This is a genomic window from Microbacterium sp. IEGM 1404 (assembly GCF_030056775.1).
Taxonomy (GTDB): Bacteria; Actinomycetota; Actinomycetes; order Actinomycetales; family Microbacteriaceae; genus Microbacterium.
The window spans coordinates 370,688-395,535 of sequence record NZ_JASHKP010000003.1 but is presented as its reverse complement, the minus strand read 5'-3'; the positions used below and the strand labels follow the sequence as shown (position 1 = coordinate 395,535).

The following is a 24,848-nucleotide window of genomic DNA, read 5'->3' as shown; positions in this document are numbered from 1 at the left end:
CCGCGTAGTCACCCGTCGGACTCCGAACCCCGAGCGGAACGGCGGGAGGGATGCCACGACCCCGCGGCCGTGGCATCCCTCCTGATCCGTCAGACGAGCGACTCCCGCCACGACGCGTGCAGCTGCGCGAACTTGCCCGTTCCGGCGATGAGCGCCTCGGGGCTGTCGTCCTCGATGATGCGGCCGTGCTCCATCACGAGCACGCGGTCGGCGATCGCGACCGTCGACAGGCGGTGCGCGATGATGATCGCCGTGCGGTCGGCCAGCAGCGTCTGCAGGGCGTCCTGGATGAGCCGCTCGCTGGGGATGTCGAGCGACGCGGTCGCCTCGTCGAGGATCAGGACCGCCGGGTCGGCGAGGAACGCCCGCGCGAACGAGATCAGCTGCCGCTGTCCGGCCGACACGCGCCCGCCGCGCTTGTTCACGTCGGTGTCGTAGCCGTCGGGCAGCTTCTCGATGAAGCCGTCGGCGCCCACGGCCCGGGCGGCCGCGCGGATCTCGTCCATCGTCGCGTCGGGCTTCCCGAGGGCGATGTTGTCGGCCACCGTTCCGCTGAACAGGTACGCCTCCTGCGTCACCATGACGATCGCCCGACGCAGGTCCTTGGGGTGCAGGCGACGGAGGTCCACGTCATCGAGAGTCACCGCCCCCTTCGTGGGGTCGTAGAAGCGGGAGATGAGCTTGGCGAGCGTCGTCTTGCCGGCGCCGGTCGTGCCGACGAGGGCGATCGTCTGCCCCGCGGGGATGTCGAGCGAGAAGTGCGGCAGGATGACACGCCCCTCCGAGTACCCGAAGGTGACATCGTCGAAGCGCACGTGGCCGCGGGCGCTCCACAGGTCGACCGGGTCGACCGGATCGGGCACCGTCGGCTGCTCCTCCAGCACGCCGGACACCTTCTCGAGCGCCGCAGTGGCGGACTGGTACGAGTTGAGGAAGAACGCCACCTCCTGCAGCGGGGCGAAGAAGTTGCGCACGTACAGCACCGCCGCCGCGAGCACACCGATTTCGAGCGCGCCGCCGATGACACGACCACCGCCCCACAGCAGCACGAGCGCGACCGAGACGGATGCCACGGCCATGAGGCCCGGCTCGAAGGTGCCGAACAGCCGGATCGAGCGCATGTTCACGTCGCGGTACTGGCCCGCGAGGTCACCGAACTCCTCGTCGTTCCGCGGCTCTTTGCGGAAGGCCTTCACCGCCCGGATGCCGGTCATGCTCTCGACGAACTTCACGATCACCTGGGCGCTGATCACCCGCGACTCGCGGTAGATCACCTGCGACCGGCCGTAGAACCACCGCATGAGCAGGTAGAGCGGCAATCCCATGACCGCGAGCACCAGCCCGGACTGCCAGTCGATCAGGAACAGCGCCACGAGGGTGAACAACCCGTACAGCACGCCGGAGACCAGCTCGTTCAGCCCGCCGTCGAGCAGTTCGCGGATGGTGTCGAGGTCGCTCGTCTGACGCGAGATGATGCGACCGGACGTGTACGACTCGTGGAACTCCAGGCTCAACCGCTGGGTGTGCAGGAAGATGCGCTTGCGCAGGTCGAGCATGACCGCCTGGGTGAGGCGGGCCGCCACCACGACGTACCACCCGATCAGCACGGCACCACCGATGCCGGCCGTGAGGTAGATCGCGACGACCATGATCGTCGGCATCCAGTCGTTGTTCTGGATCACCGCCGGCAGGGCGTTGTCGATGCCATAGGCGATCAGCGCGGGGCCCGCGACGCGCAGGGCCGTCGAGATGACGAGCACGGCGGCGGCGAGCACCAGCTGACCGCGCAACGGTGAGACGAGGGAGCCGAGCAGGCGCAGCGAGCGCTGGCGGATCGCCCGGCTCTCGTCGCGGGTGTAGTCCGAGCGATCTTCGCCGCTGGTCCCGGTGACGGTGGTCGTGCTCATCGGGTCGCCTCCTTCGCGGGCAGGGGTTCGTCGGCGGATGCCGCGGTGTCGGGGCCGGTTCGGATCACGGGGATCGCGCCGGTCTGCGCCTCCCGTTCGGCCTCGGCCTCTTCGAGGCTGGAGATCACGTGCCGGTAGGCGTCGCTCTGGCGGAGCAGGTCGGAGTGCGTGCCGACCGCGGTGATACGGCCGTCCTGCAGCAGGGCCACCCGGTCGGCGAGCGTCACGGTCGAGGGACGGTGCGCGACGACGAGGGCCGTGGTCTCGCTCAGCACCTCGCGGAGCGCATCCTCCACGAGAGCCTCGGTGTCGACGTCGAGGGCCGACAGCGGGTCGTCGAGCACGAGCACGGCGGGCCGCGCGGCGACCGCGCGGGCGAGCGCGAGACGCTGACGCTGGCCACCGGACAGGCTCAACCCCTCCTCGCCGATGACGGTGTCGAGCCCGTCGGGCAGGTCGTGGACGAAGTGCGCCTGCGCGACCTCGAGCGCTTCGGTGAGCACGGCCTCGGCCTCGGGCGAACCCGGCTCGAGGTCTTCCCGGCCGAGCAGGACGTTCGCGCGCACGGTCTGCGAGAAGAGCGTGGCGTCCTCGAACGCCATGCCCACGTGCCGTCGCAGCTCCGACAGCCGGAGCTCCCGCACATCGATCCCGTCGAGCAGCACCCGGCCACCGGTGACGTCGTACAGACGGCCCGGGAGGGTGGTGAGCGTCGTCTTCCCGGAACCGGTCAGACCCACCAGCGCCATCGTCTCGCCCGGACGCAGACTCAGGTCGACGCCGTCGAGGAGGTCCGGCTCGGTGTCGGCGGCATCCTGATACCGGAAATGCACGCCCTCGAGGACGAGCTCGCCGCGCGGCTCGGCGATCGTGCGCGGCTCCTCGGGGTCGACGATCGTGTTCTGCTCGTCGAACACCTCGAAGATGCGATCGGTCGCGGTGCGCGCGTCGAGCAGGAACGAGAACAGGAAGCCGATCGACTCCATCGGCCAGCGCAGCACGGTGGCCATCGCGAAGAACGCCACGAGCTCCGCCACCTGCAACTGCCCCAGCTGCGTGAGGACGATGCCCGCGCCCAGGCACACCGCGAAAGCGATGTCGGGCAGCAGCACGAGCCAGAACCAGATCCAGCCGATCGCCCGGGCCTTGCCGAGCTCGGTCTCGCGCAGCGACTCGGCCTGACGCGTGAACTTCTGCAGAGCGTGCTTCCCGCGGCCGAAGGCCTTCAGCACGCGGATGCCGTGGACGCTCTCCTCCACCGAGGTGGCGAGGTCACCCGCCTGGTCCTGACTCTGTCGCGCCAGGGCGCCGTAGCGCTTCTCGAATCGGTAGCCGGCGTACCACAGCGGCGCGGAGGCGACGAGGAAGAGCGTCCCCAGCAGCCAGTGCCACCGGAACAGCAGCACCGCGCCGATGAGGATCGTCAGCACGTTGACGATCAGCAGGATGAGGCCGAACGCGAGCCAACGGCGGAGCATGCTGATGTCCTGCATCATGCGCGAGAGCAGCTGCCCGGACTGCCAGCGGTCGTGGAATGCCACCGGCAGGCGCTGCAGGCGCGAGTAGAACGACTGCCTCAGGTCGTACTCGACCTTCGTCGCGGGGGCGAGCACGAACCACCGGCGCAGCCACACCATGCCGGCCTCGGCCAGGCCCAGCCCGAGGATGAGCACGGCACCCCACGCCAGCTGCCCGGGGTCGCCCGAGCTGATGGGGCCGGCGACCAATTGCTCGAGGACGAGCGGGATCGCGAGGGCGAGCACGCTCGCGCCGAGCGCGCTCACGGCGCCGAGCGCGAGGCGCGGGAGGACGGGGCGCGCGATGGGCAGGAGCCGCGCGAGGGAACGGAGCGTCGACAGTTGAGGGCGGTTTTCTGCGGTGGTCATGATCCTCGTGGGGTCGAAGCGACGCGCGGGAGTGGAGCGCGGGAGAAAGGATGCCAGGGGCGCCGGTGGAGACCCACCGGGACGTGCGACGCGGGAGCGGCCGAAGCGCTACGGGCGACGCGCGAGGCGGATGGCGCGGATGCCGGGAAAGGAGGCGGCACGTACGACGGTGGCGTCGATCTGGTCCATGGCATCCTCCTCGATCGGTGCTCAGCCGCCGGGGGGCGCGGCAGCTTTTCAGGATATGCCTGAGAGTTCGCCGAGGGCAAGCGCGGATTCTGCGGCCGGCTGTCGCGGCACGGGCCGCGAGCACGGCGGGGCGCCAGGCTGCGGCGGAACCTCAGCGATCCGCTCGACGTCAGCGGCATCCGGCTCCCTGCGGCTGAGGTTGTACGAATCGCTGAGGGTGCGCGGCGGCGTCAGCCCGCGGCTTCGCGCTCGAGCAGGCGTCGCTTGACGTCCACTCCCCACGCGAAACCGCCCATCGTGCCGTCACCGCGCAGCACGCGATGACAGGGCACGAACAGCGCGGGCGCGTTCCGGGCGCAGATGGATGCCGCCGCCCGGACGGCCGTGGGCGAGCCCAGAGCGGTGGCGAACCCGGTGTAGGTGAGCGGGGCTCCCGGCCCGATGGCCCGGAGGGCGGACCACCCTCGCTGCTGCAGCGGCGTTCCGAACTGCACGACCTCGACGTCGTCGATCGCGGCGAGATCGCCGTCGTAGTAGGCCGCGACGGCCGCGGCCGCGCGCGTCTCGCCCGGCACGACCTCGGCGGGGCGGTGGGTCGGGCGGAGCCGGTCGAGCACGGCATCCACCTCGTCGGTCCAGCCGGAGACGAGCACGCGGTCGGCGGCGTCGGCGAGGATCGCGAAGGGACCGTCGGGGGTGTCGACGAACTGGAGGGTCGCGGTGGTCACGGGGCGGGCTCGCTTTCGGTCGAAGGGGTCGGCGTGCGCCACGCCTGGGTCACGGGGGCGGCGTACCAGTAGTGGGCCATCGCGTAGCTGCGCCACGGCGCCGCGCGCTCCGCCCATCGCGTGAATCCCGCGGGGTCGGAGGGCAGCCCCAGCGCCGCCGCGCCGGCGCGTGCGGCGACGTCACCGGGAAGCAGGACGTCGGGGTCGCCGATCACCCGCATGCGGACGTAGTCGGCGGTCCAGGGCCCGATCCCCCGCATCGCGAGGAGCCGCGCGCGCTGCTCGGCGCCGTCGTCACCCGGCCCGAGCGCCAGCGAGCCGTCGGCGAGCGCCGCAGCCGCCTCGACGATCGCGCGGCGGCGCGCGGTCGGCCCGCGGAGCACGTCGAAACCCTGCTCGGCGATGACCGCGGGGTCGGGGAAGAGCGTCATCGCGGCTCCACCGATCTCGGTGCGCTCGCCGAGCTCGGCCGACAGTCGCCCCTGCATCGTGCGCGCCGACGCGACGCTGATCTGCTGGCCGATCATCGCGCGCAGCAGCATCTCCCCGGCATCCATGGCCCCCGGCACCCGCACGCCCGGAACCGCGGCGACCGCGGGGGCGAGTTCGGGATGCCGGGCGAGCGCCTCGTCGATCGCGAGCGGATCGGCGTCGAGGTCGAACAGGCGCCGGACGCGCGCGATGAGGGTGCCGAGGTCGGCGAGGGCGGTGAGCCGCGCGCGCAGGCGCAGGCGGGAGTCGGCGTCGCGCCGGACCTCGAACCACGCCGGTCCGCCCGGCATCCGGATCACGCGTGCGAATGAGGCGTCGCCGCCGATCTCGACGCCGGGGATCGCGTGCGCCCGCATCCAGCCGAACAGGCCGACGGTGTCGATCGGGCCGCGGACGGGAAGGGCCAGGTCGATCTCACCGACCGGGACGGTGCCCGCGGCGCGGGAGCGTCGGGCGCGGAGAGCGGTCGGCGACATGCCGAAGACCTCTCCGATCGTCTCGGTGAACTGCCGCACGCTCGAGAAGCCCGCCGAGAACGCGACATCGGATGCCGACAGGTCGGTGCCCACGAGCAGGGCCCGGGCGGTATGGGCGCGCTGCGCCCGCGCCAGGGCGAGGGGCCCCGCGCCGAGCTCGGCAGTGAGCAGGCGGCCGAGGTGGCGGGAGGAGTACCCGAGGCGCCGCGCGAGGCCGGGCACGCCCTCGCGATCGACGACGCCGTCGGCGATGAGGCGCATCGCGCGGGCGGCGACGTCGCCCCGGAGGTGCCAGGCCGGGGATCCCGGTGCGGCCTCGGGCAGGCAGCGCTTGCACGCGCGGAACCCCGCCTCGTGCGCCGCGGCCGACGTGGCGTAGAACGTCACGTTCGCCTCCTTCGGTGTGCGCGCGGGGCAGCTCGGCCGACAGTAGATCCCGGTGGAGCTCACGGCCGTGACGAACTGCCCGTCGAAGCGCCGGTCGCGCGACTGGATCACGCGGTAGCGCTCGTCGAAGCCCCGAGTGTCGGCGGCGGTGGAGGTCATGGCATCCACCCTGCCACCGACCACCGACATGCTCCGGCGGAAATCGGACACGAGGGTGGGGCGACGTCGCGCTCGGACGTGATCCCTTGCTCTCCCCTTCGTTCAGTGTCCAAGACACGCGGACGGCACCGAGGTGCATCGGCGTGTCTTGGACACTGAGGCAAACGGGCGGGGGCGGGGCGACCCGCCCCGGGGCGTCAGGCGGTCGCCGCGGTCTCGCGCAGGATCACCAGGCCTCCCCAGATCGACAGGACCAGCACCAGCACGACGAAGCCGAGGAACACCGGCACCAGCGGGAGGGCGAGGAGCGCGATGCCGACGGCCAGCGGCGGCACGGTCATCCCGGCGAAGGCGAGGAGGAAGACACCCGAGGTGATCTCGCCCCGGGTGCGGGGGTCGGCGAGCGAGCCCGCCGTGGCGAGGGCTCCGCGGAAGAGCAGGCCGACACCGGCGCCCGCGACGATGCCGCCGAGCACGAACAGGATGCCGGAGGTCAGCAGATCGGCGGCGCCGAGGCTCAGCAGCCCCGCGATCATGGCGACGAGCCCCAGCCGCAGCTGCGTGCGGGTCGAGCGGCCCGCGAACACGACCTGCGACACGGCTGCGGCACCGAAGACCGAGAACGACACGGCCCCGGCGACGAGGTGATCCGTGACGCCGAGCCGTCCCGCGAGGAACGTCGGGGCGACCGAACCGAAGAGACCCGTCACGGCGAAGGCGGCGAACGCCGCGGTGCCCGCCGCCCAGTAGGCGCGGCGTCCGTCCGCGGGGATGCGGACCCGCTGCGGACGGTAGCGGAAGGACCGGTCGATCTCGACGGTCTCGGGCACGAACGCGTACGCGAGGCCCAGCGCGAGGAAACCGACCAGGAACACGACGTACGGCAGCACGAGCGGCGCGGGGGTGAACTCCGCGAAGAGGCCGCCGATCAGCGGGCCGAGGGCCAAGCCGCCCATGTTCGCGACGCCCGCGACCGTGGCGGCGAATCCCGGGGATGCCGGGTGCGACACGCGCCGCAGGTCGGCGAGGTGCGCGGTGGCCGACGCCGTCAACAGGCCGATGCCGAGCCCGGCGACGAGGCGCGCGGCGATGACGCTCGCGGCGTCGGCGCGCAGCACGAACACCAGGGCCGCGGCGATCTGAAGCACCGTGGCCGCGAGGATGAGCGGGCGGCGACCGAGCCGGTCGCTCAGGTGCCCGGCGAGGTACAGCGACACCATGACGCCGATCGAGTACGCGGCGAACATCACCGTGATGAGGAACGTGGGGAAACCGTCGCGGGCTTGGTACAGCGCGTAGAGCGGCGTCGGCACCGTGTTGAAGGCCATGAGCGCGAGGAACGTGGCGGCCGTGACCCAGAACCCGGTCCGGTGCGAGAGACGCGCGGCGGTCGCCCGAGCGGCCACCGGAAGGACGATGGAGGAAGTCATGGCTTCAGGATGCTCCGTCGCGAGCATCGAGGGAAACGAACGTTCTCGATCATGATGATCGAGTCCGTCTATGATCACCGCATGGAGACCCGCCTCCTCGAGTACTTCGTGACCGTCGCGGTCGAGCGCAACGTCACGGCTGCCGCCGCCCGCTTGTTCGCGGCGCAGTCCACGGTGTCTGCGGGCCTCGCGAGCCTCGAACGCGACCTGGGCGTCCGCCTGTTCGAGCGCTCCACGAAGTCGGTGCGACTGACGCCGGCGGGTGAGGCGCTCCTCCCCCTCGCGCGCACGCTGCTCGCCGACGTCGACGCGCTGCGCGGGGCGGCATCCGAGTCCGGAACCGGGGTTCGCGGACTCGTGCGCATCGGCACGTTCGCGGGACTACGGGTCATCGACCTCCCCGAGATCCTCGGGCGCCTGCGCCGTTCGCACCCGCTCGTCGACGTGCGCGTGACGGTCTCGGCCACGGGGTCGCGCGGGTTGTTCGTCGACCTCGACCGCGACCGTCTCGACCTCGCGTTGACGGCCCTGCCCCCGGCATCCGGGGCCGTGTCGAGACCGCTCGCCTCCTACCCCTACGTCGCCGTCCTGCCCGAGACGCATCCGCTCGCCCGGGGGGACGGCCCCATCTCGCTGGCCGAGCTCGCCGACGACGATTGGATCGACGTGCTGCCCGGCTTCGGCAACCGCGTGCAACTCGACGGCGAACTCGAGCGCCGCGGGGTGATGCGACACGTCGTGGCCGAGGTCGGCGAGCTCGCCGCCGTCCCCGAGTACGTCGCCGCCGGGCTCGGTGTCGCCGTGATCCCCGACGTCGTCCCGAAGGCAGGGTGCCGCGTGCGTCCCGTGGCGGACGACCTCCCCCCGTGGACCGTCTCGCTCACGGTGGGTCCCTCCGCCGTCTCCCGCCGGCACGTGCGGGCGGTGGTGGAGGCGATCCACGCCTCGGGGTGAGGCATCCCGGGGTGCGGCATCCCGAGGTGAGGCATCCCGGTTTGGGGCGCATCCTTCCGTTCGGGGCGCGAGTATCACGCCCCGAACGGAGAATCACGCCCCAAACGCACGAAGAGGAGGGATGCCGCGGCCTCAGCGCTCGGCGACCGCGAACCCGCCGGAGGGCAGGAGCACCGTGATCTCGCGATCGAACGCCGCCGTGCGCACGAGCGCGCCGCGCGAGTCGTAGACCCGGACCGTCCCGCCGCCCGAGACCGTGGTCCGCTGCACGAACGGGGCGCTGGACTGCACGAGCTCGCTGCGACTGCCGCCGCCTTCGAGGACGAGGCGCGACACCCACGGCCGCACGATGAGCCCGTCGAGCACGAGATCGCCGCGCAGCGCGGTGACGGTGAGCTCGGTCCGGCGCTCCGGAACCGCGGTGGTCAGCGCGTGCGGCAGCAGCGCGCCGGGCGTCGGCGAGATGCCCTGGGCGGGACCGGTGACCTTCAGCACGCCGTTGCCGCGCCAGCGCGACAGCGACTGCTCCCCCGGCTGCGAGAACACGACCGGCTCGACCCACCGCCGCGAGTCGGCCGCGCCGATGTCCCACGTCGCGCTCTGCCGCGGCTTCAGGGTGAGGGCGTCGCCCGACCAGCTCGACTCCCCCGTCCACGACGCCGGCGTCGAGACCGTGCCGTCGGTGGACCTGGCATCCTCCGCCTGCACGAACGTCAGGCCGACGCGGTCGGTGACGGAGGTGAGCGCGGTCGCCCGCGCGGCGATCGCCGGGTGCGCGTCGAGCGCGAGGGCGGTCAGGAGTCCGTGCATCGTCGACTCGGCCCCGCTGTTGCGGTTGACCGTGCCGTCGGGCTGCAGCCCGTCGAAGGTCACACCCGTCGCGGGGTCGTACATGCGGGCGCCGGCGTGGTTGCCGCCGAAGAACCACGCGGCCTGGATGCCGGCGAGGTCGGCGAACGCGCTCGATCCGGTCGTGTCGGCGAGGGCGACGAGCGACTGCACACGGGAGTCGGCGCCGTACGCGATCTGCACGCGGTCGGTCGGGCTCGGGTACCAGCCGTTGTCGGGCCCGCCCGCGGTGAGCAGCGTCGTCGTGAAGCCCGTGGCGTCGGCGATCGCGGGATCCGCCAGCGTGGAGTCGTCGAGGACGTCGGCCGCGACGGCGAGCGCCGCGGGCATCTGCGACCCCCACGCGTGCCACATCGCCGGCGACTGCGCCCACGGGAGCACCGCGCCGTACGGCCACTCGCCGGAGGTCCCGGATGCCATGGCGGCCACGCCCTCGGCGAGCTGACGCGCCGCGGTGGTCGAGGAGTCGTCCCCCGCCCGCACGGCGGCGGCGAGTCCGAGGACCGCCTCGGCCGAGGCATCCGCCCCGTCCACGATGAGCCACGCGGGGACCTTCTTGCCGTCGGCCTCGACGTACTGGCCGTACTTCGACAGGACGTCGCGTTCGATCGCTCCGCGCGACAGGGCGAGGCGGTCCTTCAGGAACGCAGCGAAGTCGGGGTCGTCGTCGGCGAAGGCCGCGTAGCCCTCGCCGAGCGCCCACACCGTGCGCGCGAGCCAGTAGCTCGGGCCGGAGTCGGACGGGTCGGGCAGCTCCACCGGCTCGGCGGAGGGGTTCAGCTCGCCGTCCGGCTGCATCCACAGGACGACGTTGCCGGCGTCAGAACCGTCGGTCGTCTGGTGGTACGCGACCGTGCGGAGCAGTTCGTACGCCTTGTGGCGGCTGTCGGCGTCGCCGGTCTGCTGCCAATGGCGCAGGTAGACGACGGCGGCGCGGGTGGTGTCGTCGGCGTTGTAGGCGCCCTGACTCCAGTCGCCCGTCGCCGGGTCGAGGCTACCGCCGCCGATGCGCTCGAAGGTCCCGCCGTCGCGGGCGTCGGCGTAGGTCCAGGGCGCGAGGAGCGTCGGCTCCTCGGCGAGACGGTAGGTGGTGTGACCGGCGACGCCCGCGGGTGTGGGCGAACCGAGGAGGAAGTCGAGGTGGTCGAGGTTTGTCAGCGACGCCGCCGGGGCGGTGGCGGCCCGGGCGACCTCGGCGGTGGCCGGCGCCAGCGCCGACGCCGGTGCGGCGCTCAGCGGCACCGCCAGGGCGACCGCGCCCGCGAGGACCAGGCCGCGCGCACTCCATCGTGCGTTCATAGGGGAATCCTTTCGATGGGGGGGCACAACTCCTGCGAAGCCGCCCCCACCGCCGTCGGGGGACGGCCGGAGCGGCGATTCCGCAGGAGTTGTGACGCTCAGTCGGTGCGCTCGAGCAGGGCGACGCCGATCTTCGAGTCGGCCATGCCGTAGAACACGAAGTGGCGGCCGTCGATCTCCTCGATCGCGGTCGGGAAGACGACATTCGGCACGATGCCGCTGCGCTCGTCGTCGGTCTCGGGGGCCAGCAGCGGCTCCGGCGTCCGCGCGATCACGCGGCTCGGGTCGTCGGCATCCAGGATCAGGGCGCCCGCGGCGTAGTTCACCTTCTGCTGCTGCGAGAACGCGCTGTCGATCACGCCGGTCACACCGTGGTGCAGCACCAGCCAGCCCTCGGGGATGCGCAGCGGCGGCGGTCCCCCGCCGATCTTCACGGCCTCGAAGGGGAACGCGGGGCCCGCGACGAACCGGTGCTGCTCCCACAGCGCGAGGTTCGCGAGGTCCTCCCGGACGGATGCCACGGGCACGTAGCTGATCCAGATGGACTGCCGCTCGTCCGAGACGCCGGCCGGCACCCGCACGCCCTGTCCGGGCTTGGTCTCGCCGAGGTCCCACATGGGTCGGTGCAGCACCGCGAACGCCTCGCTGCCGTCGGGGGCCGTGACCGTCTCGGGGAAGAAGACCGTGTCCTTGTTGTGGAACAGGTTCAGGTCCATGTCGAGGTCGTCCTGGTAGCGGAACAGCACGGGTCCGAGACGCCGCCAGTCGCGCAGGTCCTCGGAGACGGCGACGGCGGTGCGCGGGCCCAGGGGGCCGTAGGCGACGTACGTCATGACGTGCAGCCCCAGGGCCTCCACCCAGGTCGTGCGCGGGTCTTCGGTCCCGGCGTTGTCGGCGCCGCGCTCCCACCCGCGATCGGGCTGGAGCACCACGCCCTCGCGTTCGACGGCGACGGGCACCCCGTCCTCGACGACGACGCGGGCGATGCCCACGCGCGAGACGTTGCCCTCGGCGACCAGGCGCGGCAGCAGGTACAGCTCGCCGTCCGGGCCGCGGCCCGAGGCCGGGTTGAGCACCCCCTCGGCTTCGTCGACGTTGCCGGGCTCGGGGGTCATCACCACACCCACACGTGTGAGGCGGTAGGGGACGGGGGAATCGGGGGTCATTGTCATCCTTTCACTCCGGATCCGAGGTCGTTGGAGGTGAAGTAGCGCTGGAAGATCAGGAACAGCGCCACCGCGGGGGCGGCGAGCACGACGGCGCCGGCCATCATCGCGCCGAAGGGGTTGGTCGTGGATGCCGCGATGGTGGAGATGAAGTTCGCCAGCGACACGGCGAGCGGCTGCATCGCGGCATCCTTCGTGATGAGGAAGGGCCACAGGAACTCGTTCCACGGACCGATGAAGGTCAGCAGCACCGCCGTCAGCAGCGCCGGACGTACGAGCGGCAGGGCGACGCTCCACAGCAGCCGGAACTCGTTCGCCCCGTCGATGCGGGCGGCGTCGAACAGCTCCCTGGGGAGCTGCAGGAAGTACTGCCGGAAGATCACGACCGCCGTGGAGTTGATGAAGAACGGCAGGATCATGCCGAGGTAGCTGTCGCTCAACCCGTAGTCGCGAGCGATCATCACGTACAGCGGGATCATCAGCAGCTGGAACGGGATCACCTGCACCAGGAGCACGAGCGCGAAGGTCGCCGACCGGCCGCGCCATTTCAGCACCGCCAGCGCGTACCCGGCGAGCACGCCGAACACGATGGTGCCGAGGATGACTCCCCCGGTGAAGATGCCCGAGTTGACGAGGCCCTTCAGCAGGTTGATGCGCCCGTCGATCGCCGTGTAGTTCTCCAGCGTCAGGTTCGACGGGTGCGGGAACGCGCCCGCGATCGTCGAGTCCGGGTTGGTCTGCAGCGAGCCGACGACCATGTAGTAGAAGGGGAACAGGAACGCCAGTGCGCCGAGCGTCAGCACGCCGTAGGTCACGACTCTGGTCTTCATGATTCCTCCCTCCCCACGAACCGGCGCTGGAGCGCCGCGATGATCAGCACGAAGATGATCAGCACCACCCCGATGGCCGCGGCCACGTCGGGGTTCTGCTGCTCGATGCCCTTCTGGTAGATGAGCAGCACGGGCGACGTCGACGCGCCGTTGGGACCGCCGCCGTTGGTGAGCAGGTATGGCTCGGTGAAGAGGTTCGCGCCGGTGATCGTGGCGAGCAGCACGACGAGGAACGTCGCCGGACGCACGCCCGGCACCGTCACCGAGAAGAACTGCCGGAGGCGTCCGCCGCCGTCCACCGCCACCGATTCGTACAGCTCGCGCTGCACGTTCTGGAGCGCCGCGAGGTACAGCAGGATGTAGAACCCGAGCCCCTTCCACGTCACGAACAGCGCGATGGTGGGCATCGCGAGCGCCGAGTTGACCAGCCACGACGGGTTCGGCGCCAGCGGGCCGAGGGCGTTGTTGATCAGCCCCGTGTTCGAGAACAGGAACAGCCACACCGCGACCACGGCGACGGATGCCGTGACGTAGGGCACGTAGAACGCGACGCGGAAGAACGCGCGGGCGCGCACCACCCGGTCCAGCGCCGTGGCCAGCACGATCGACAGCACGACCGTCAGCGGGACGTTGATGAGCAGAAAGATGCCGACGTTGCCGAACGACCGCCACACGGCCGGGTCGCCCAGCGCCGTGACGTAGTTGTCGAGTCCGACGAACGGCCGGTCGACGTTCGCGCCCGGCGCGGTGAAGAAGTAGTCGTGGAACGACATCCACACCGCGAACACGATCGGGTAGGCGAAGACGACCCCGATGAAGATCAGGTACGGAGCGGAGAACAGGATGCCGAGCGGCTGCGCCCCGAGGAGGCGGCGCCGCTTCTTCCCGGCATCCCCCGCTCCCCCCGCACGTCCGGACCGGCCGGGGTCGCCCCCGGTCCGCCCGGACGTGCGGGTGAGATCGACGGTCATGTCACTTCCCCGCCGCGAGCTGGTCGATCTGGGTCTGGGCGTTGGAGAGGAAGGTGTTCACGTCCTCTTCGCCGAAGATGACCGCCTTGGAGTACTCGTCGCGGAACGCCTGCCAGATCTCGACCGAGCTGACGACGTTGGGCACCTCGACGGTGCGGGCGGCCTGGTCGCCGAACTGCTCGTAGGCCGGGTTGGCGCTGAAGTAGTCGGCGTAGGTCGTAGTCAGGTCGGTGCGGAGCGGCATCTGGCCGGTCTCCTCGAGCCACTTCCCGTCCTGCTCCTGGCTGGTGGCGAACTTCAGGACCTCCCACGCGGTGCCCTTGTTCTGGCACGCGGTGAAGAGGCCGACGTTCTTCGCGTCGCTGAAGGTCCAGGTCTGGTCGGCCGCGGTGCCCTTCTCCGTGGGAACGGGCACGGCGCCCCAGTTGACCTTGTCCTTGTAGACCGACACGGCCCACGGTCCGACGATGGCCATCGCGGCCTTGCCGTCGGCGAACGCGTCGCCCTGGTACTGCTCGTTGCCGGCGAGCTCGTCGGCGTAGATCGTGCGCCAGAAGTTCGCGACGGCCTCACCGTCGGCGTCGTTGAAGGTGGCCTTGCCCTCCTCGACGAGCTGCTTCCCGCCGGTCTGCGCGGCGTACAGCGGGTAGAAGTCGAACCACGACTGGAAGAACTCGCTCGTGGGCGCCGGGTTGATGGCGTAGTCCGAGACGCCGGCCGCCTTCAGCTTCTGCGAGGTCGCGAGGAACTCGTCGTACGTCGACAGCTGCGGCTTCTCCGGGTCGAGGCCGGCCTGGGCGAACAGGTCCTTGTTGTAGAAGATCATCACCGGGTTGCTCTTCCACGGCAGCTGGTAGAAGCCGCCGTCGTCGGAGCGGTACTGGTCGGCGAGGTCGCCGCTGCGCTCGGTGATGTACTGCTCGCCGTCGGGGAAGTCCGACAGGTTCACCAGGCCCCCCTGACGCTGGAAGCCGGGCACGGCCGCGGGCGAGGTGTTGAACACCAGGCACGGGGCGTTGCCGGCGGTGATCGCCGCGCCGATGACCTCCTCGCTGGAGGACCCGGCGGGAATCTCCTGCGCCGTGATCTGCTCGTCGGGGTGGTCGGCGTTCCAGGCCTCGACCATCTGCTGGCCCCACGCGATCTCGGCGGCGTTGTTCGAGTACCAGATGGTGATGGGGCCCTTGGCATCCATTCCGGATGCTCCGCCGCCGCCTCCGCTGCACGCGGAGAGGGCGAGGATGCCGGTGGCGGCTACTGCTGTGGCGAGAATGCGTCGTCGCATGTCTTCCTCCTTGTGGGGCGGGCGGGGGCCCGCGGGTGTCAGCTTCGAGTCGGGGGCGCGGTGGAGTCGCGCACCTGCAGGCCGGGGTCGGCGAGCGCGAGTGCCTCGGGCTTTCCTCCCGCGATCGCCTGCAGCAGCGCGCGCGCCGCGGCCGCCCCCCATCCCCGCGCGTCGGTGGAGACGCTCGTGAGGGCGGGGAACAGGTGTCGGCCGAGTTCGGTGTCGTCGAATCCGGTGATCGAGAGGTCGCGGGGCACCGACAGGCCGCGGCGCTGCGCCGTGCCGAGCCCCGCGACGGCCATGTTGTCGTTGGAGTACACGATCGCCGTGGGCGGGACCTCGGCGTCGAGTAGGGCCGTGGTGGCCCGCGCCCCGTCGGCGGCGCTGAAGTCCGTCTCGACGACACGGGCCCGGATGCCGCGCGCCCGCGCCGCCGCCTCGAACGCGGCCGCGCGGTGGCGTCCGTGCAGCATCGCGAACGGGCCCGCGACATGCGCGATGTCGGTGTGTCCGAGGTCGGCGAGGTGGTCGACCGCGAGGCGGATGCCGGCGCCGTCGTCGACCGAGACGGAGGTGAAGGGGCTGTCGACGTCGGGGACGCCGAGGGTCACGGCGGCGATGCCGAGGCTCGCGACGAGATCGATGCGCGGATCGTCGGCGCGGAGGTCGGAGAGGATCACGCCGTCGACGCGGCGGTCCGCCGCGAGTCCGCGGTAGGTCTCCTCCTCGTGGCGGCCGGGGGTGGCGGCCGCGAGCACCAGCACCTGACCCGAGACGGAGAACTCGTCCTCGACGCCCGCGATGAACGACGGGAAGAAGGGGTCGGCCGCGATGACGTCGGGGCTGCGGCCGATGACGAGACCGCACGCGAAGGCCCGGCCGACGCTGAGCGACCGCGCCCGCAGGCTCGGGCTCCAGCCCATCTCGGCGGCGACGGACAGGATGCGGTCGCGGGTGTCGGGGGCGACGCCGGCGCGGCCGTTCAACGCGAACGACACGAGACCCTTGCTGACCCCGGCGCGGCGCGCGACATCGGCGATCGTGGGTCGCGTCTCATTCGTCATGCTGCACCTCGTTGTGGCATCCATCGGTCTAAACCGGTTCAGTGGGATCGAGCCTAAACCGGTTCAGGGACGTGAGTCAACCCTCGACGGTGCGGTCCGCGGGGGGCACCCCCGGGTTTGGGGCGCGTTTCTGCTCTTGGGGCGTGAAATTCCCCGCCCCGAACGCAATCTCGCGCCCCAAACCCGCGCCGCCCCGCGGGGGTACACCGCAACCCCTCCCCCGTGTCGGTGGGCGCCGATACCGTGGGCGCATGAGCGAACGCGAATTCGACCTGATCGTCATCGGCGCCGGCCCCGTGGGCGAGAACGTCGCCGACCGCGCCGTGCAAGCCGGTCTCACCGCCGTGATCGTCGAATCCGAGCTGGTCGGCGGCGAGTGCTCGTACTGGGCGTGCATGCCGTCGAAGGCGCTGCTGCGCAGCGGTGCCGCCCTGCGCGCCGCCCGCGATGTCGACGGCGCGAAGCAGGCCGTGACCGGCGACCTCGACATCGCCGCGGTCCTCCGGCGCCGCGACTCCATGACCAGCAACTGGAACGACGCCGGGCAGGTCTCGTGGCTCGAGGGCGCGGGCATCGAGCTCGTGCGCGGCCACGGCCGCCTCACCGGCCAGAAGACCGTGCGCGTCACCGCCGAAGACGGCACGACGACCGACCTCGTCGCTCGCCACGCGGTCGCGGTGTGTACGGGTTCCGCGGCGCTGCTCCCCGGCATCCCGGGCCTGGCCGACATCGAGCCGTGGACGAGCCGCGAGGCGACGGCCGTGCAGAGCATCCCCGGGTCGCTCGCGATCCTCGGCGGCGGCGTCGTCGGCGCCGAGATGGCGACGGCGTTCGCGAGCCTCGGCGCCGAGGTCACGATCATCGCGCGCTCCGGACTCCTGGGCGGCACCGAGCCGTTCGCCGGCGAGTTGGTCGCCGATTCCCTCCGCGCCCGCGGGGTCACGGTGAAGACGGGCGTGGATGCCACGGCCGCCCGCCGCGACGACGACGGACGCCGCGTGCTCGAGCTGTCCGACGGCACCGCCGTGACCGCCGACGAGGTGCTCGTGGCGACCGGCCGCGTGCCGCGCACCACCGACCTGGGGCTCGACACCATCGGCCTCGAGGAGGGCTCGTGGCTCGACGTCGACGACACGCTCCTCGTGCGCGGCTTCGACTGGCTGTACGCCGTCGGCGACGTGAACCACCGCGCGCTCCTCACCCACCAGGGCAAGTACCAGGCGCGCGCGGCGGGCGACGTCATCGCTGCACGCGCGCAGGGCGGCGAGGTCGACGACAGCCCGTGGGGAGCCCACGTCGCGACCGCCGACCACGACGCCGTTCCGCAGGTCACGTTCACCGACCCCGAGGTCGCGTCCGTCGGTCTCACCGCCGCCGCCGCCGAGAAGCGCGGTTTGAACGTGAAGGTGCTCGATTACGACCTCGCGCACGTCGCGGGGTCCAGCGAGCAGTCCGACGCCTACGTCGGCAAGGCCCGCGCGATCGTCGACCTCGACCGCGGCGTGCTGGTCGGCGCGACGTTCGTCGGCCCCGACATCGCCGAGCTGCTGCACTCCGCGACGGTCGCGATCGTCGGCGAGGTGCCGGTGAAGCGGCTGTGGCACGCGGTCCCGTCGTACCCCACGGTCAGCGAGGTCTGGCTGCGCCTGCTCGAGACGCTGGGCCGCGACTCGGCGTGATCCGCGCGTTCGCGTGAGTCGCCAAGATATGTCGCCTCACCGCCCGCCCAGGCGACGATTTCTGGCGACTCACGCGAAGAGGAGAGAGTCAGGATGCCGAGAACGATCGCGCTGATCCGCGGTGTCGGCGGACCCACGGCGATGAAGATGCCCCTGCTGCGCGAGGTGCTGGCATCCGTGGGTCTCGGTGACGTCGTCACGCTGCAGGTGGCGGGGAACGTCGTTCTCGACGACGGCGGCCGCTCCCCCGACGAGATCGCCGGAACGATCCGGGATGCCGTGCGTGCGGCGTTCGGTCACGACCTGCCGGTGATCGTGCGCTCGCACGCCGAGCTCGCCGATGCGCGGGGGCGGAACCCGTTCGTCGACGCCTCCGAGGGGCGATGGGTGCAGACGGTGTTCCTCGATGCGGCACCCGCCGTCGCGCTGGAGGTGCCCGACGGCATCCCGGAAGAGGCCGTGCTCGACGGCCGCGAGGTGTTCGTGCGCTACCCCGAGGGCATCGGCGGGTCGAAGCTGCAGGCCGGCTGGTTCGAGAAGCGCCTGGGCGTCACGGGCGCGGCGCGCAACGCCAACACGATCGCGAAGCTCATCGCGCTGAGCGCCTGACGCCGCGCCCGCCGTTGACACGGTGACCGCGGTGAGCGCTGGCGTGTGCACGCTCTGCCGCGGTTGCTGCCGTCCGCGCTGTGCCGCGGTTGCTGCTGCCCACACCGCGCGATAAACGCGATCCGCGACGACAAACGCGACGCCAGCGCATTTCTGCGCGCGAATCGCGTTTATCGCGCAATCGGCCGCACCCGGGCGCCTCGCTGCCCCGCGGCATCCCACCCGAGACGCATCCCGCCGAAGCGCACCGCGCGCGGTCGCCTGCTTCCGCCGTGTGCGGCGCCGCGCCGCGGCCCACCATCCGCCATAAACGCGATCCACGACGATAGACGCGACGTCAGCGCGTTTATGCGTGCGAATCGCGTTTATCGCGACGAGCCGCCCCACCCCGCCGCACACGCCCCGCCGCACGCGCCCCGCCACCCACGCCCCGCCGCACAAACCCCGCCCGCACAAACGCCGCCGCCCCCGCAACCGAAGTCGCGGGGGCGGCGGGAACAGGGCGCGTCAGTGGAAGAAGTGACGCTCGCCCGTGAAGAACATCGTGACGCCGGCGGCGCGCGCGGCGTCGACGACCTCGGCATCCCGCACCGAACCGCCGGGCTGGATGATCGCCGAGATCCCGGCGTCGATCAGCACCTGCGGGCCGTCGGCGAAGGGGAAGAACGCGTCGGATGCGGCGATCGACCCGGCCGCACGGTCGCCCGCGCGCTCGACCGCGAGGCGGCACGAGTCGACGCGGTTGACCTGGCCCATGCCGATGCCCACGGTCGCCGAACCCTTCGCGAGCACGATCGCGTTGGACTTGACGGCGCGGCACGCCTTCCAGGCGAAGATGAGGTTGGTCATCTCCTCGTCGGACGGGCGCTCGCCCGAGACGAGCTCCCAGTCCTTCGCGACCGACTCGATGTCGGCGGGGAAGCGGTCGGCATCCTGCAGCAGCAGGCCGCCCGAGACGAGACGCACGTCCATCGGCTCCTGGCGCCAGTCGGCGGGGAGCTGCAGCACGCGCAGGTTCTTCTTCAGCTTGAACACCTCGAGGGCTTCGGGCTCGAAGTCGGGCGCGATGATGACCTCGGTGAAGATGTCGCGCAGGTTCTCCGCCATCTTCAGCGTCACGGTGCGGTTCGCGGCGATGACGCCGCCGAACGCCGAGACGGGATCGCACTCGTGCGCGCGCAGGTGCGCCGAGGCGATCGGGTCGAGCGCGTTGGGAGCGGCGACGGCGATACCGCACGGGTTCGCGTGCTTGATGATCGCGACGGCAGGCTTCACCATGTCGAACGCGGCGCGCAGCGCGGCGTCGGCGTCGACGTAGTTGTTGTACGACATCTCCTTGCCCTGCAGCTGCGTGGCCTGGGCGATGCCGTGGCCGCCCACGCGCGTGTAGATCGCGGCGCGCTGGTGCGAGTTCTCGCCGTACCGCAGGGTCGACAGGCGCTCGGCCTGGATCGTCAGGTGCGCGGGCAGGTCGATGTCGTCACCGAGCGTGCCCTCGGCGAACCACGTCGACACCGCGGTGTCGTAGGCGGCGGTGTGCGAGAACGCGCGGGCGGCCAGCTCGCGGCGCTGCACGAGGTTCGTGCCGCCCTGCGTGCGCAGCGCGTCGATGATCGCGGGGTACGACTCGGGCGAGACGACGATCGCGACGTTGGCGTGGTTCTTCGCCGAGGCGCGCACCATGGCAGGGCCGCCGATGTCGATCTGCTCCACGACGTCATCGCCCTCGGCACCGGATGCCACGGTCTCGACGAACGGGTACAGGTTCACGACCACGAGCTCGAACGGGAGGATGCCGAGCTGGTCCAGCTGCGCCTCGTGGCCGGCCAGGCGCAGGTCGGCGAGGAGTCCGGCGTGGACGTTCGGGTGCAGCGTCTTCACGCGTCCGTCGAGCGACTCGGGGAAGCCGGTGACGGCGGAGACGTCGGTCACCTCGAACCCGGCGTCGCGGAGCAGCGTCGCCGAACCCCCGGTCGACACGATCTCGACGCCCGCGGACGCCAGCGCCTCGCCCAGCTCGAGCAGGCCGTTCTTGTCGCTCACCGACACCAGCGCGCGGCGGATCGGGACGACGTCACGGGGACGGTAGTCGGCGGGGTCGTGGCGGGGTCCGGCCATGGCTGCGGCTCCTGTGTCTCGTGGGATGCGGAACGCGGGCGACCGCCCGCAGGGGTTCAGGGGTGGCGGGATGCCGTGGCATCCAGGTCGAGGTCTCCCTCGGCGATCCGTCGGACGACGTCGATCAGCAGACGGCGTTCGACGGGCTTGATGCGCTCGTGCAGGGTGTCCTCGGTGTCGTCGGGCAGCACGGGGATGCGCTCCTGAGCGAGGATCGGACCGGTGTCGACTCCCGAGTCGACGACGATGACGCTCGCGCCGGTCTGGTCGACGCCGGCGCGGAGGGCGTCGCGCACCCCGTGAGCTCCGGGGAACTCCGGCAGGTACGCGGGGTGGGTGTTGATGATCCGCGGCTCCCACTCGGCGACGAGGTCGGCGGGCAGCAGGCGCATGAGTCCGCTCAGCACGACGAGGTCGGGCTGCCAGACCCGCAGCTGCGCACCGAGTTCGGCGCCCCACTCCTCGCGCGAGGAGAACCCGTCGAACGGGACGAGGAAGGTCGGGATGCCGAAGTGCTCGGCGTGGGCGAAGCCGTCGGCTTCGCGATCGGCACCGACCGCGATCACCCGCGCGGGGAAGTCGGGGGCGGCAGCCGCCTCGAGCAGGGCGCGGAGGTTGGAGCCGGTGCCGGAGATGAGAACGGCGACCGTGAGCACGGAGGTCAGTCTACGGGGCGCGCGTCCCGGCCATCGGTCGCGTCGGTTCCGGGCCCGTCGCGCCACTCGGCGGGCAGCGGCTCCATGCGCGACCACGCCTCGCGGATGCGGGCCTGGACGTCGTCATCGGTGTCGAGGGCTGCCGGGCGCTCGTCGGTGTCGCCGGGAACGGGCTCCGGTGCCCACGGCGCCGGCACTGCGGCCGTGAGCACGGCCTCGGACGGACGGTCGCGGATCGCCCGCGCGGTCTCGGGTTCGCGATCGGGGATGGCGGCATCCGGGTGCGCGCGGTGCGGGAGCGACGTCCGCGGGGCGAGGAGCAGGATCGCGAGGCCGACGAGCATCTCGAGCCCGAGTGCGAGGGCGAGGGGCCCCGGCTGCGGTCCGGTCTCGGCCAGGCGCCCCGGTCCGATCGCGCCGCTGGAGAAGACCGCGATCAGCGCGCCGACTCCCCCGGTGAGCGCGGCCACCGCCAGCGCGACGACCAACCGCGGGGCGACCGGTTCGTGATCCGAGCGCTCGGGCATCGACGAGCGCAGGATCCACCCCGTCAGAGCTCCGACCGCGATCGGCAGGAGCGCCAGGAGGAGGAGCCACGACGTCGTCGACTCGGGCACGATCCCGAGGATCGGGATGCCGGGAACCGCACCGACCTGCGTGGCGGCGGGGGTGACGGCGGTGTCGGTGCCCAGCGAGAACCCGGGGCCGGCGGCGAACGCCACGGCCCACAGCACCAGCGTCGGCAGGTAGACGAGCTGGCCGAGGGCGAGGACCGTGGCTCCGATGCCGTCGACGTTGCTGGCCTGGAACAGCGTGATGATCTGCGTGCCGCGCGCGAGGAGACCCGCGACCACGACGACACCGCCCACGGCGACGAGGCCCAGGGTCGTCAGCGCAACGCCCCGCAGGACGAGCCCGGGAACGGGCGCCCAGTCTCTCGGCATCCGCTCGATTGCCGCACGGAGGCGATCGACCGGCCCCTCGTCACCGACCCGCCAGGAGCCCACGACGGCGCCGACCAGCGACGGGACCGCGAAGATCAGCGACGGGAAGAGGATCGCCTGCCACGTCTCGAACGACACCAGCGGAGCGGCCGACGTGAGCGCGACCAGGGCGGCGACGGCGGCGAAGACCAGCGATCCGGAGAGCCATCCGGTCAGCGCGGCCCCCGATTCGGCGGCCCGGATGCCGGAGCGCGCGGCGAACAGGCCGGTGAACGCGGCGAAGGCCAGCGGCGCGAGGGAGAGGACGAAGGTCGCGAGCGAGGGGTCGACGCCGGTGGCCGCCAGATAGGCATCGGGCAGGGTCACCGTGATCGGGACCAGATGCCCCAGGTGCCACACCGCCGCCGCCGTCGGCCACAGAGCCGACCAGTCGGCGTCGCCGAGGGCGACGACCCACATCAGCGCGAGAGGCGCGAGCACGACGGCGATGCCGACCGCGGCGGCCAGGAGCGCGTCGAGGGCGGCGAGGAGAGCGACGAGGAGACGATGCATGAGCGTCTGCGACCCTACCCGCGCTTCCCCGTCCGCGACCTCAGGCGCGGCGGGGTGCGCCGTCCCGTGCGCGAGTCGCCAGGATTTGTCGCCTCTGCGCGGTCCGAAGCGACAAATCGTGGCGACTCACGCGCCGGAAACCGGCTCCAGCACGAAGATCTCGATGCGGCGCTCGGTCTTCTTCTGGTACTCGTCGTAGTCGGGCCACACTGCCACGGCGCGCGCCCACCACTCGTCGCGCTCGGCGCCCTCGGCCTGGTGTGCCTGGTATTCGCGCTTGACGTCGCCGTCCTGCAGCTCCACCCGCGGGTTCTTCACGAGGTTGTGGAACCACGCCGGGTGCTCGGGGGCACCGCCCTTGGATGCCACGACGAGGTAGCGTCCGTCGTGCTCGACCCGCATGAGCGCGGTCTTGCGCAGGCCGCCCGTTTTTGCTCCGACGGTCGTGAGGACGATGATGGGAACGCCCCGCAGTTCCGCGGCCTCCTGACCCCCGCTGGCCTCGAAGGTCTCGGCCTGCGAACGGGCCCATTCGCTGGTGCTGGGCAGATACTCTCCTGAGAGTGGCATGTCCCCCACGATAGGCCCGCTCCCCCTCCCCGGCACCGACTCTCCCCCTTTTCTGGAGCCCCCATGAGCACGCCCGCTCCCGAGACCACCGCCGCTCCCGCCCCGAAGAACGCCGTCGACCGGTTCTTCGAGATCACCGCCCGGGGTTCCTCGGTCGGTGCCGAGGTGCGCGGTGGCGTCGTCACGTTCGTGACGATGGCCTACATCGTCATCCTGAACCCGATCATCCTGTCGGGCACTCCCGACGTCGCCGGCAACGCGCTCGGCTTCCCCCAGGTCGCCGCGGTCACCGCGCTGACCGCCGGCGTCATGACGATGCTGTTCGGTCTCGTCACCCGCCTGCCGTTCGCCTTCGCCGCCGGCCTCGGGATCAACTCGTTCCTCGCCGTCGGAATCGTCGGCGGCGTGACCTGGCCCGAAGCGATGGGGCTCGTGGTCATCAACGGGCTCATCATCGTGCTGCTGGCGGTCACGGGCCTGCGCCGCATGATCTTCGAAGCCGTGCCGCTCGCACTGAAGACGGCGATCACCGTCGGCATCGGCCTGTTCATCGCCTTCATCGGTTTCGTCGACAGCGGCCTCGTGACCGCGACGGGGCTGTCGTCGCCGCCCGTCGGACTCGGTGTGCAGGGGTCGATCGCCACGATCCCGACCGCCCTGTTCGTGCTCACGCTCCTCATCACCGCCGTGCTCATGGTGCGCAAGGTCAAGGCGGCGCTGCTCATCGGCCTGCTCAGCGGCACCGTCATCGCGGTGATCGTGGAGGCCATCGCCCAGCTCGGACCCCGCTCGGCCGAGAACCCCGGCGGCTGGGGCCTCAGCGTCCCCACTGTTCCGACGCAGTGGGTCGGTCTCCCCGACCTGTCGCTCGTCGGCCAGGTCGACCTGGGCGGTGCCTTCGGCCGTATCGGCGTGCTCGCCGCGCTCATGCTGGTGTTCACGCTGGTGTTCACGAACTTCTTCGACGCGATGGGCACGATGACCGGTCTGTCCCGCGAAGCGGGTCTCGCGGCCCCCGATGGCACCTTCCCGCGCCTGCGCTCGGCCCTCATCATCGAGGGCATCGGCGCGGTCGCCGGTGGCGCGACCTCGTCGTCGTCGAACACGGTGTTCATCGAGTCGGGATCGGGCATCGGTGAGGGCGCGCGGACCGGACTCGCGAACGTCGTGACCGGGGCCCTGTTCCTGCTCGCGATGTTCTTCACGCCGCTGACGAGCATCGTCCCCACCGAGATCGCCGCCGCCGCCCTGGTGATCGTTGGCGCGCTCATGATGGGGCAGATCCGCCACGTCGACCTCAGCGACCTCTCGGTGCTGATCCCGGTGTTCCTCACCGTGACGGTGATGCCGCTGACCTACTCGATCGCCAACGGCATCGGCGCGGGCTTCGTCAGCTGGGTCGTGATCCAGGCGCTGTCGGGCCGCGCCCGCCGCATCAGTCCGCTGCTGTGGATCGTCGCCGCCGGCTTCGTCGTCTTCTTCGTCCGCGGCCCGGTCGAGGCTCTGCTCGGCTGAGCCCCGCCCGGAAGGGGCCTGGATGCCGCGGCATCCAGGCCCCTCTTCCGTGTGCGCGTGCGGCGGCGCTCCGAGCTCGAGTGTCCAGGACACGCCGCATGCCCCCGGCTCGACACGGCGTGTCTTGGACACT

The 24,848-nt window shown here is 71.6% G+C and carries 19 protein-coding genes; 4 read left to right on the top strand and 15 right to left on the bottom strand.

Features of this window, described 5'->3' with window-relative positions; translation table 11 throughout:
* Window positions 1-89: 89 nt before the first annotated feature.
* The 5 genes from QM517_RS12585 to QM517_RS12565 all read right to left on the bottom strand — a co-directional run bounded on the left by QM517_RS12585 (window position 90) and on the right by QM517_RS12565 (window position 7,654).
* Entirely contained in the window at window positions 90-1,907 is a 1,818-nt protein-coding gene (locus tag QM517_RS12585) for an ABC transporter ATP-binding protein (protein WP_077050511.1), read from the bottom strand.
* Window positions 1,904-3,793: an ABC transporter ATP-binding protein gene (locus QM517_RS12580; RefSeq protein WP_283287830.1), complete on the bottom strand. Its 1,890-nt coding sequence runs from the start codon at window positions 3,791-3,793 to the stop codon at window positions 1,904-1,906. The genes QM517_RS12585 and QM517_RS12580 overlap by 4 nt, the downstream gene beginning before the upstream one ends.
* 419 nt (window positions 3,794-4,212) lie before the next feature.
* The gene (locus QM517_RS12575; RefSeq protein ID WP_077050651.1) at window positions 4,213-4,710 is read right to left on the bottom strand and encodes a methylated-DNA--[protein]-cysteine S-methyltransferase; all 498 of its coding nucleotides are present in this window, start codon (window positions 4,708-4,710) and stop codon (window positions 4,213-4,215) included.
* Window positions 4,707-6,224, bottom strand: a complete 1,518-nt coding sequence (locus QM517_RS12570) for a DNA-3-methyladenine glycosylase 2 family protein (RefSeq protein WP_283287828.1) — start codon at window positions 6,222-6,224, stop codon at window positions 4,707-4,709. The genes QM517_RS12575 and QM517_RS12570 overlap by 4 nt, the downstream gene beginning before the upstream one ends.
* A gap of 197 nt (window positions 6,225-6,421) precedes the next feature.
* Window positions 6,422-7,654 carry an MFS transporter gene (locus QM517_RS12565; protein WP_283287826.1) on the bottom strand — a complete coding sequence of 411 codons (1,233 nt, stop codon included), beginning with the start codon at window positions 7,652-7,654 and terminating at the stop codon, window positions 6,422-6,424.
* Window positions 7,655-7,735: 81 nt separating this feature from the next.
* Here QM517_RS12565 and QM517_RS12560 point away from each other — a divergent pair, with 81 nt between their 5' ends.
* Complete coding sequence (locus QM517_RS12560; RefSeq protein WP_283287825.1) at window positions 7,736-8,608, top strand: LysR family transcriptional regulator; 873 nt, start codon at window positions 7,736-7,738, stop codon at window positions 8,606-8,608.
* Window positions 8,609-8,740: 132 nt separating this feature from the next.
* On the opposite strand, the gene QM517_RS12555 is transcribed toward QM517_RS12560, so the two are convergent.
* From QM517_RS12555 to QM517_RS12530, 6 genes are all read right to left on the bottom strand, one after another.
* Complete coding sequence (locus tag QM517_RS12555; protein WP_283287824.1) at window positions 8,741-10,756, bottom strand: hypothetical protein; 2,016 nt, start codon at window positions 10,754-10,756, stop codon at window positions 8,741-8,743.
* A 98-nt stretch (window positions 10,757-10,854) separates the two neighbouring features.
* Window positions 10,855-11,922: a glycoside hydrolase family 130 protein gene (locus QM517_RS12550; RefSeq protein WP_077050516.1), complete on the bottom strand. Its 1,068-nt coding sequence runs from the start codon at window positions 11,920-11,922 to the stop codon at window positions 10,855-10,857.
* Window positions 11,923-11,924: 2 nt separating this feature from the next.
* Complete coding sequence (locus tag QM517_RS12545; RefSeq protein ID WP_283287823.1) at window positions 11,925-12,752, bottom strand: carbohydrate ABC transporter permease; 828 nt, start codon at window positions 12,750-12,752, stop codon at window positions 11,925-11,927.
* Entirely contained in the window at window positions 12,749-13,723 is a 975-nt protein-coding gene (locus tag QM517_RS12540) for a carbohydrate ABC transporter permease (RefSeq protein WP_283287822.1), read from the bottom strand. Before QM517_RS12540 ends, QM517_RS12545 begins: the two co-directional genes overlap by 4 nt.
* 1 nt (window position 13,724) lies before the next feature.
* Window positions 13,725-15,008, bottom strand: a complete 1,284-nt coding sequence (locus QM517_RS12535; RefSeq protein WP_283287821.1) for an extracellular solute-binding protein — start codon at window positions 15,006-15,008, stop codon at window positions 13,725-13,727.
* A 38-nt stretch (window positions 15,009-15,046) separates the two neighbouring features.
* Window positions 15,047-16,072: a LacI family DNA-binding transcriptional regulator gene (locus QM517_RS12530; protein ID WP_283287820.1), complete on the bottom strand. Its 1,026-nt coding sequence runs from the start codon at window positions 16,070-16,072 to the stop codon at window positions 15,047-15,049.
* A gap of 251 nt (window positions 16,073-16,323) precedes the next feature.
* Between QM517_RS12530 and QM517_RS12525 the strand changes: the two genes are divergently transcribed.
* Together QM517_RS12525 and QM517_RS12520 are read left to right on the top strand one after the other, a co-directional pair.
* A complete protein-coding gene (locus QM517_RS12525) occupies window positions 16,324-17,751 on the top strand; it encodes a dihydrolipoyl dehydrogenase family protein (protein WP_283287819.1) in 1,428 nt (475 codons plus the stop codon).
* 93 nt (window positions 17,752-17,844) lie between these two features.
* A complete protein-coding gene (locus tag QM517_RS12520; RefSeq protein WP_283287818.1) occupies window positions 17,845-18,360 on the top strand; it encodes a DUF1697 domain-containing protein in 516 nt (171 codons plus the stop codon).
* A 507-nt stretch (window positions 18,361-18,867) separates the two neighbouring features.
* Here QM517_RS12520 and purH read toward each other — a convergent pair.
* The 4 genes from purH to QM517_RS12500 form a co-directional block, all read right to left on the bottom strand.
* The gene (purH, locus tag QM517_RS12515) at window positions 18,868-20,478 is read right to left on the bottom strand and encodes a bifunctional phosphoribosylaminoimidazolecarboxamide formyltransferase/IMP cyclohydrolase (RefSeq protein WP_283287817.1); all 1,611 of its coding nucleotides are present in this window, start codon (window positions 20,476-20,478) and stop codon (window positions 18,868-18,870) included.
* Window positions 20,479-20,534: 56 nt separating this feature from the next.
* Window positions 20,535-21,134: a phosphoribosylglycinamide formyltransferase gene (purN, locus tag QM517_RS12510; protein WP_283287815.1), complete on the bottom strand. Its 600-nt coding sequence runs from the start codon at window positions 21,132-21,134 to the stop codon at window positions 20,535-20,537.
* A gap of 5 nt (window positions 21,135-21,139) precedes the next feature.
* Window positions 21,140-22,630: a cell division protein PerM gene (locus QM517_RS12505; protein WP_283287813.1), complete on the bottom strand. Its 1,491-nt coding sequence runs from the start codon at window positions 22,628-22,630 to the stop codon at window positions 21,140-21,142.
* A gap of 126 nt (window positions 22,631-22,756) precedes the next feature.
* Window positions 22,757-23,200 (bottom strand): nitroreductase family deazaflavin-dependent oxidoreductase, encoded by a 444-nt coding sequence (locus tag QM517_RS12500; RefSeq protein WP_278100928.1) that lies wholly within the window; start codon window positions 23,198-23,200, stop codon window positions 22,757-22,759.
* Window positions 23,201-23,263: 63 nt separating this feature from the next.
* On the opposite strand from QM517_RS12500, the gene QM517_RS12495 reads away from it, so the two are divergent.
* Window positions 23,264-24,715 (top strand): NCS2 family permease, encoded by a 1,452-nt coding sequence (locus tag QM517_RS12495; protein ID WP_160897484.1) that lies wholly within the window; start codon window positions 23,264-23,266, stop codon window positions 24,713-24,715.
* Window positions 24,716-24,848 lie beyond the last annotated feature (133 nt).

What these genes read in the sequence shown, in the direction of transcription:
- QM517_RS12560 (WP_283287825.1), top strand. Translation starts at nt 7,736, where the DNA reads ATGGAGACCCGCCTCCTCGAGTACTTCGTGACCGTCGCGGTCGAGCGC.
- purH (WP_283287817.1), bottom strand. Translation starts at nt 20,478, where the DNA reads ATGGCCGGACCCCGCCACGACCCCGCCGACTACCGTCCCCGTGACGTC.
- QM517_RS12525 (WP_283287819.1), top strand. Translation starts at nt 16,324, where the DNA reads ATGAGCGAACGCGAATTCGACCTGATCGTCATCGGCGCCGGCCCCGTG.
- QM517_RS12500 (WP_278100928.1), bottom strand. Translation starts at nt 23,200, where the DNA reads ATGCCACTCTCAGGAGAGTATCTGCCCAGCACCAGCGAATGGGCCCGT.
- QM517_RS12535 (WP_283287821.1), bottom strand. Translation starts at nt 15,008, where the DNA reads ATGCGACGACGCATTCTCGCCACAGCAGTAGCCGCCACCGGCATCCTC.
- QM517_RS12555 (WP_283287824.1), bottom strand. Translation starts at nt 10,756, where the DNA reads ATGAACGCACGATGGAGTGCGCGCGGCCTGGTCCTCGCGGGCGCGGTC.
- QM517_RS12530 (WP_283287820.1), bottom strand. Translation starts at nt 16,072, where the DNA reads ATGACGAATGAGACGCGACCCACGATCGCCGATGTCGCGCGCCGCGCC.
- QM517_RS12580 (WP_283287830.1), bottom strand. Translation starts at nt 3,793, where the DNA reads ATGACCACCGCAGAAAACCGCCCTCAACTGTCGACGCTCCGTTCCCTC.
- QM517_RS12495 (WP_160897484.1), top strand. Translation starts at nt 23,264, where the DNA reads ATGAGCACGCCCGCTCCCGAGACCACCGCCGCTCCCGCCCCGAAGAAC.
- QM517_RS12520 (WP_283287818.1), top strand. Translation starts at nt 17,845, where the DNA reads ATGCCGAGAACGATCGCGCTGATCCGCGGTGTCGGCGGACCCACGGCG.
- QM517_RS12505 (WP_283287813.1), bottom strand. Translation starts at nt 22,630, where the DNA reads ATGCATCGTCTCCTCGTCGCTCTCCTCGCCGCCCTCGACGCGCTCCTG.
- QM517_RS12565 (WP_283287826.1), bottom strand. Translation starts at nt 7,654, where the DNA reads ATGACTTCCTCCATCGTCCTTCCGGTGGCCGCTCGGGCGACCGCCGCG.
- QM517_RS12585 (WP_077050511.1), bottom strand. Translation starts at nt 1,907, where the DNA reads ATGAGCACGACCACCGTCACCGGGACCAGCGGCGAAGATCGCTCGGAC.
- QM517_RS12545 (WP_283287823.1), bottom strand. Translation starts at nt 12,752, where the DNA reads ATGAAGACCAGAGTCGTGACCTACGGCGTGCTGACGCTCGGCGCACTG.
- QM517_RS12570 (WP_283287828.1), bottom strand. Translation starts at nt 6,224, where the DNA reads ATGACCTCCACCGCCGCCGACACTCGGGGCTTCGACGAGCGCTACCGC.
- QM517_RS12540 (WP_283287822.1), bottom strand. Translation starts at nt 13,723, where the DNA reads ATGACCGTCGATCTCACCCGCACGTCCGGGCGGACCGGGGGCGACCCC.
- QM517_RS12550 (WP_077050516.1), bottom strand. Translation starts at nt 11,922, where the DNA reads ATGACCCCCGATTCCCCCGTCCCCTACCGCCTCACACGTGTGGGTGTG.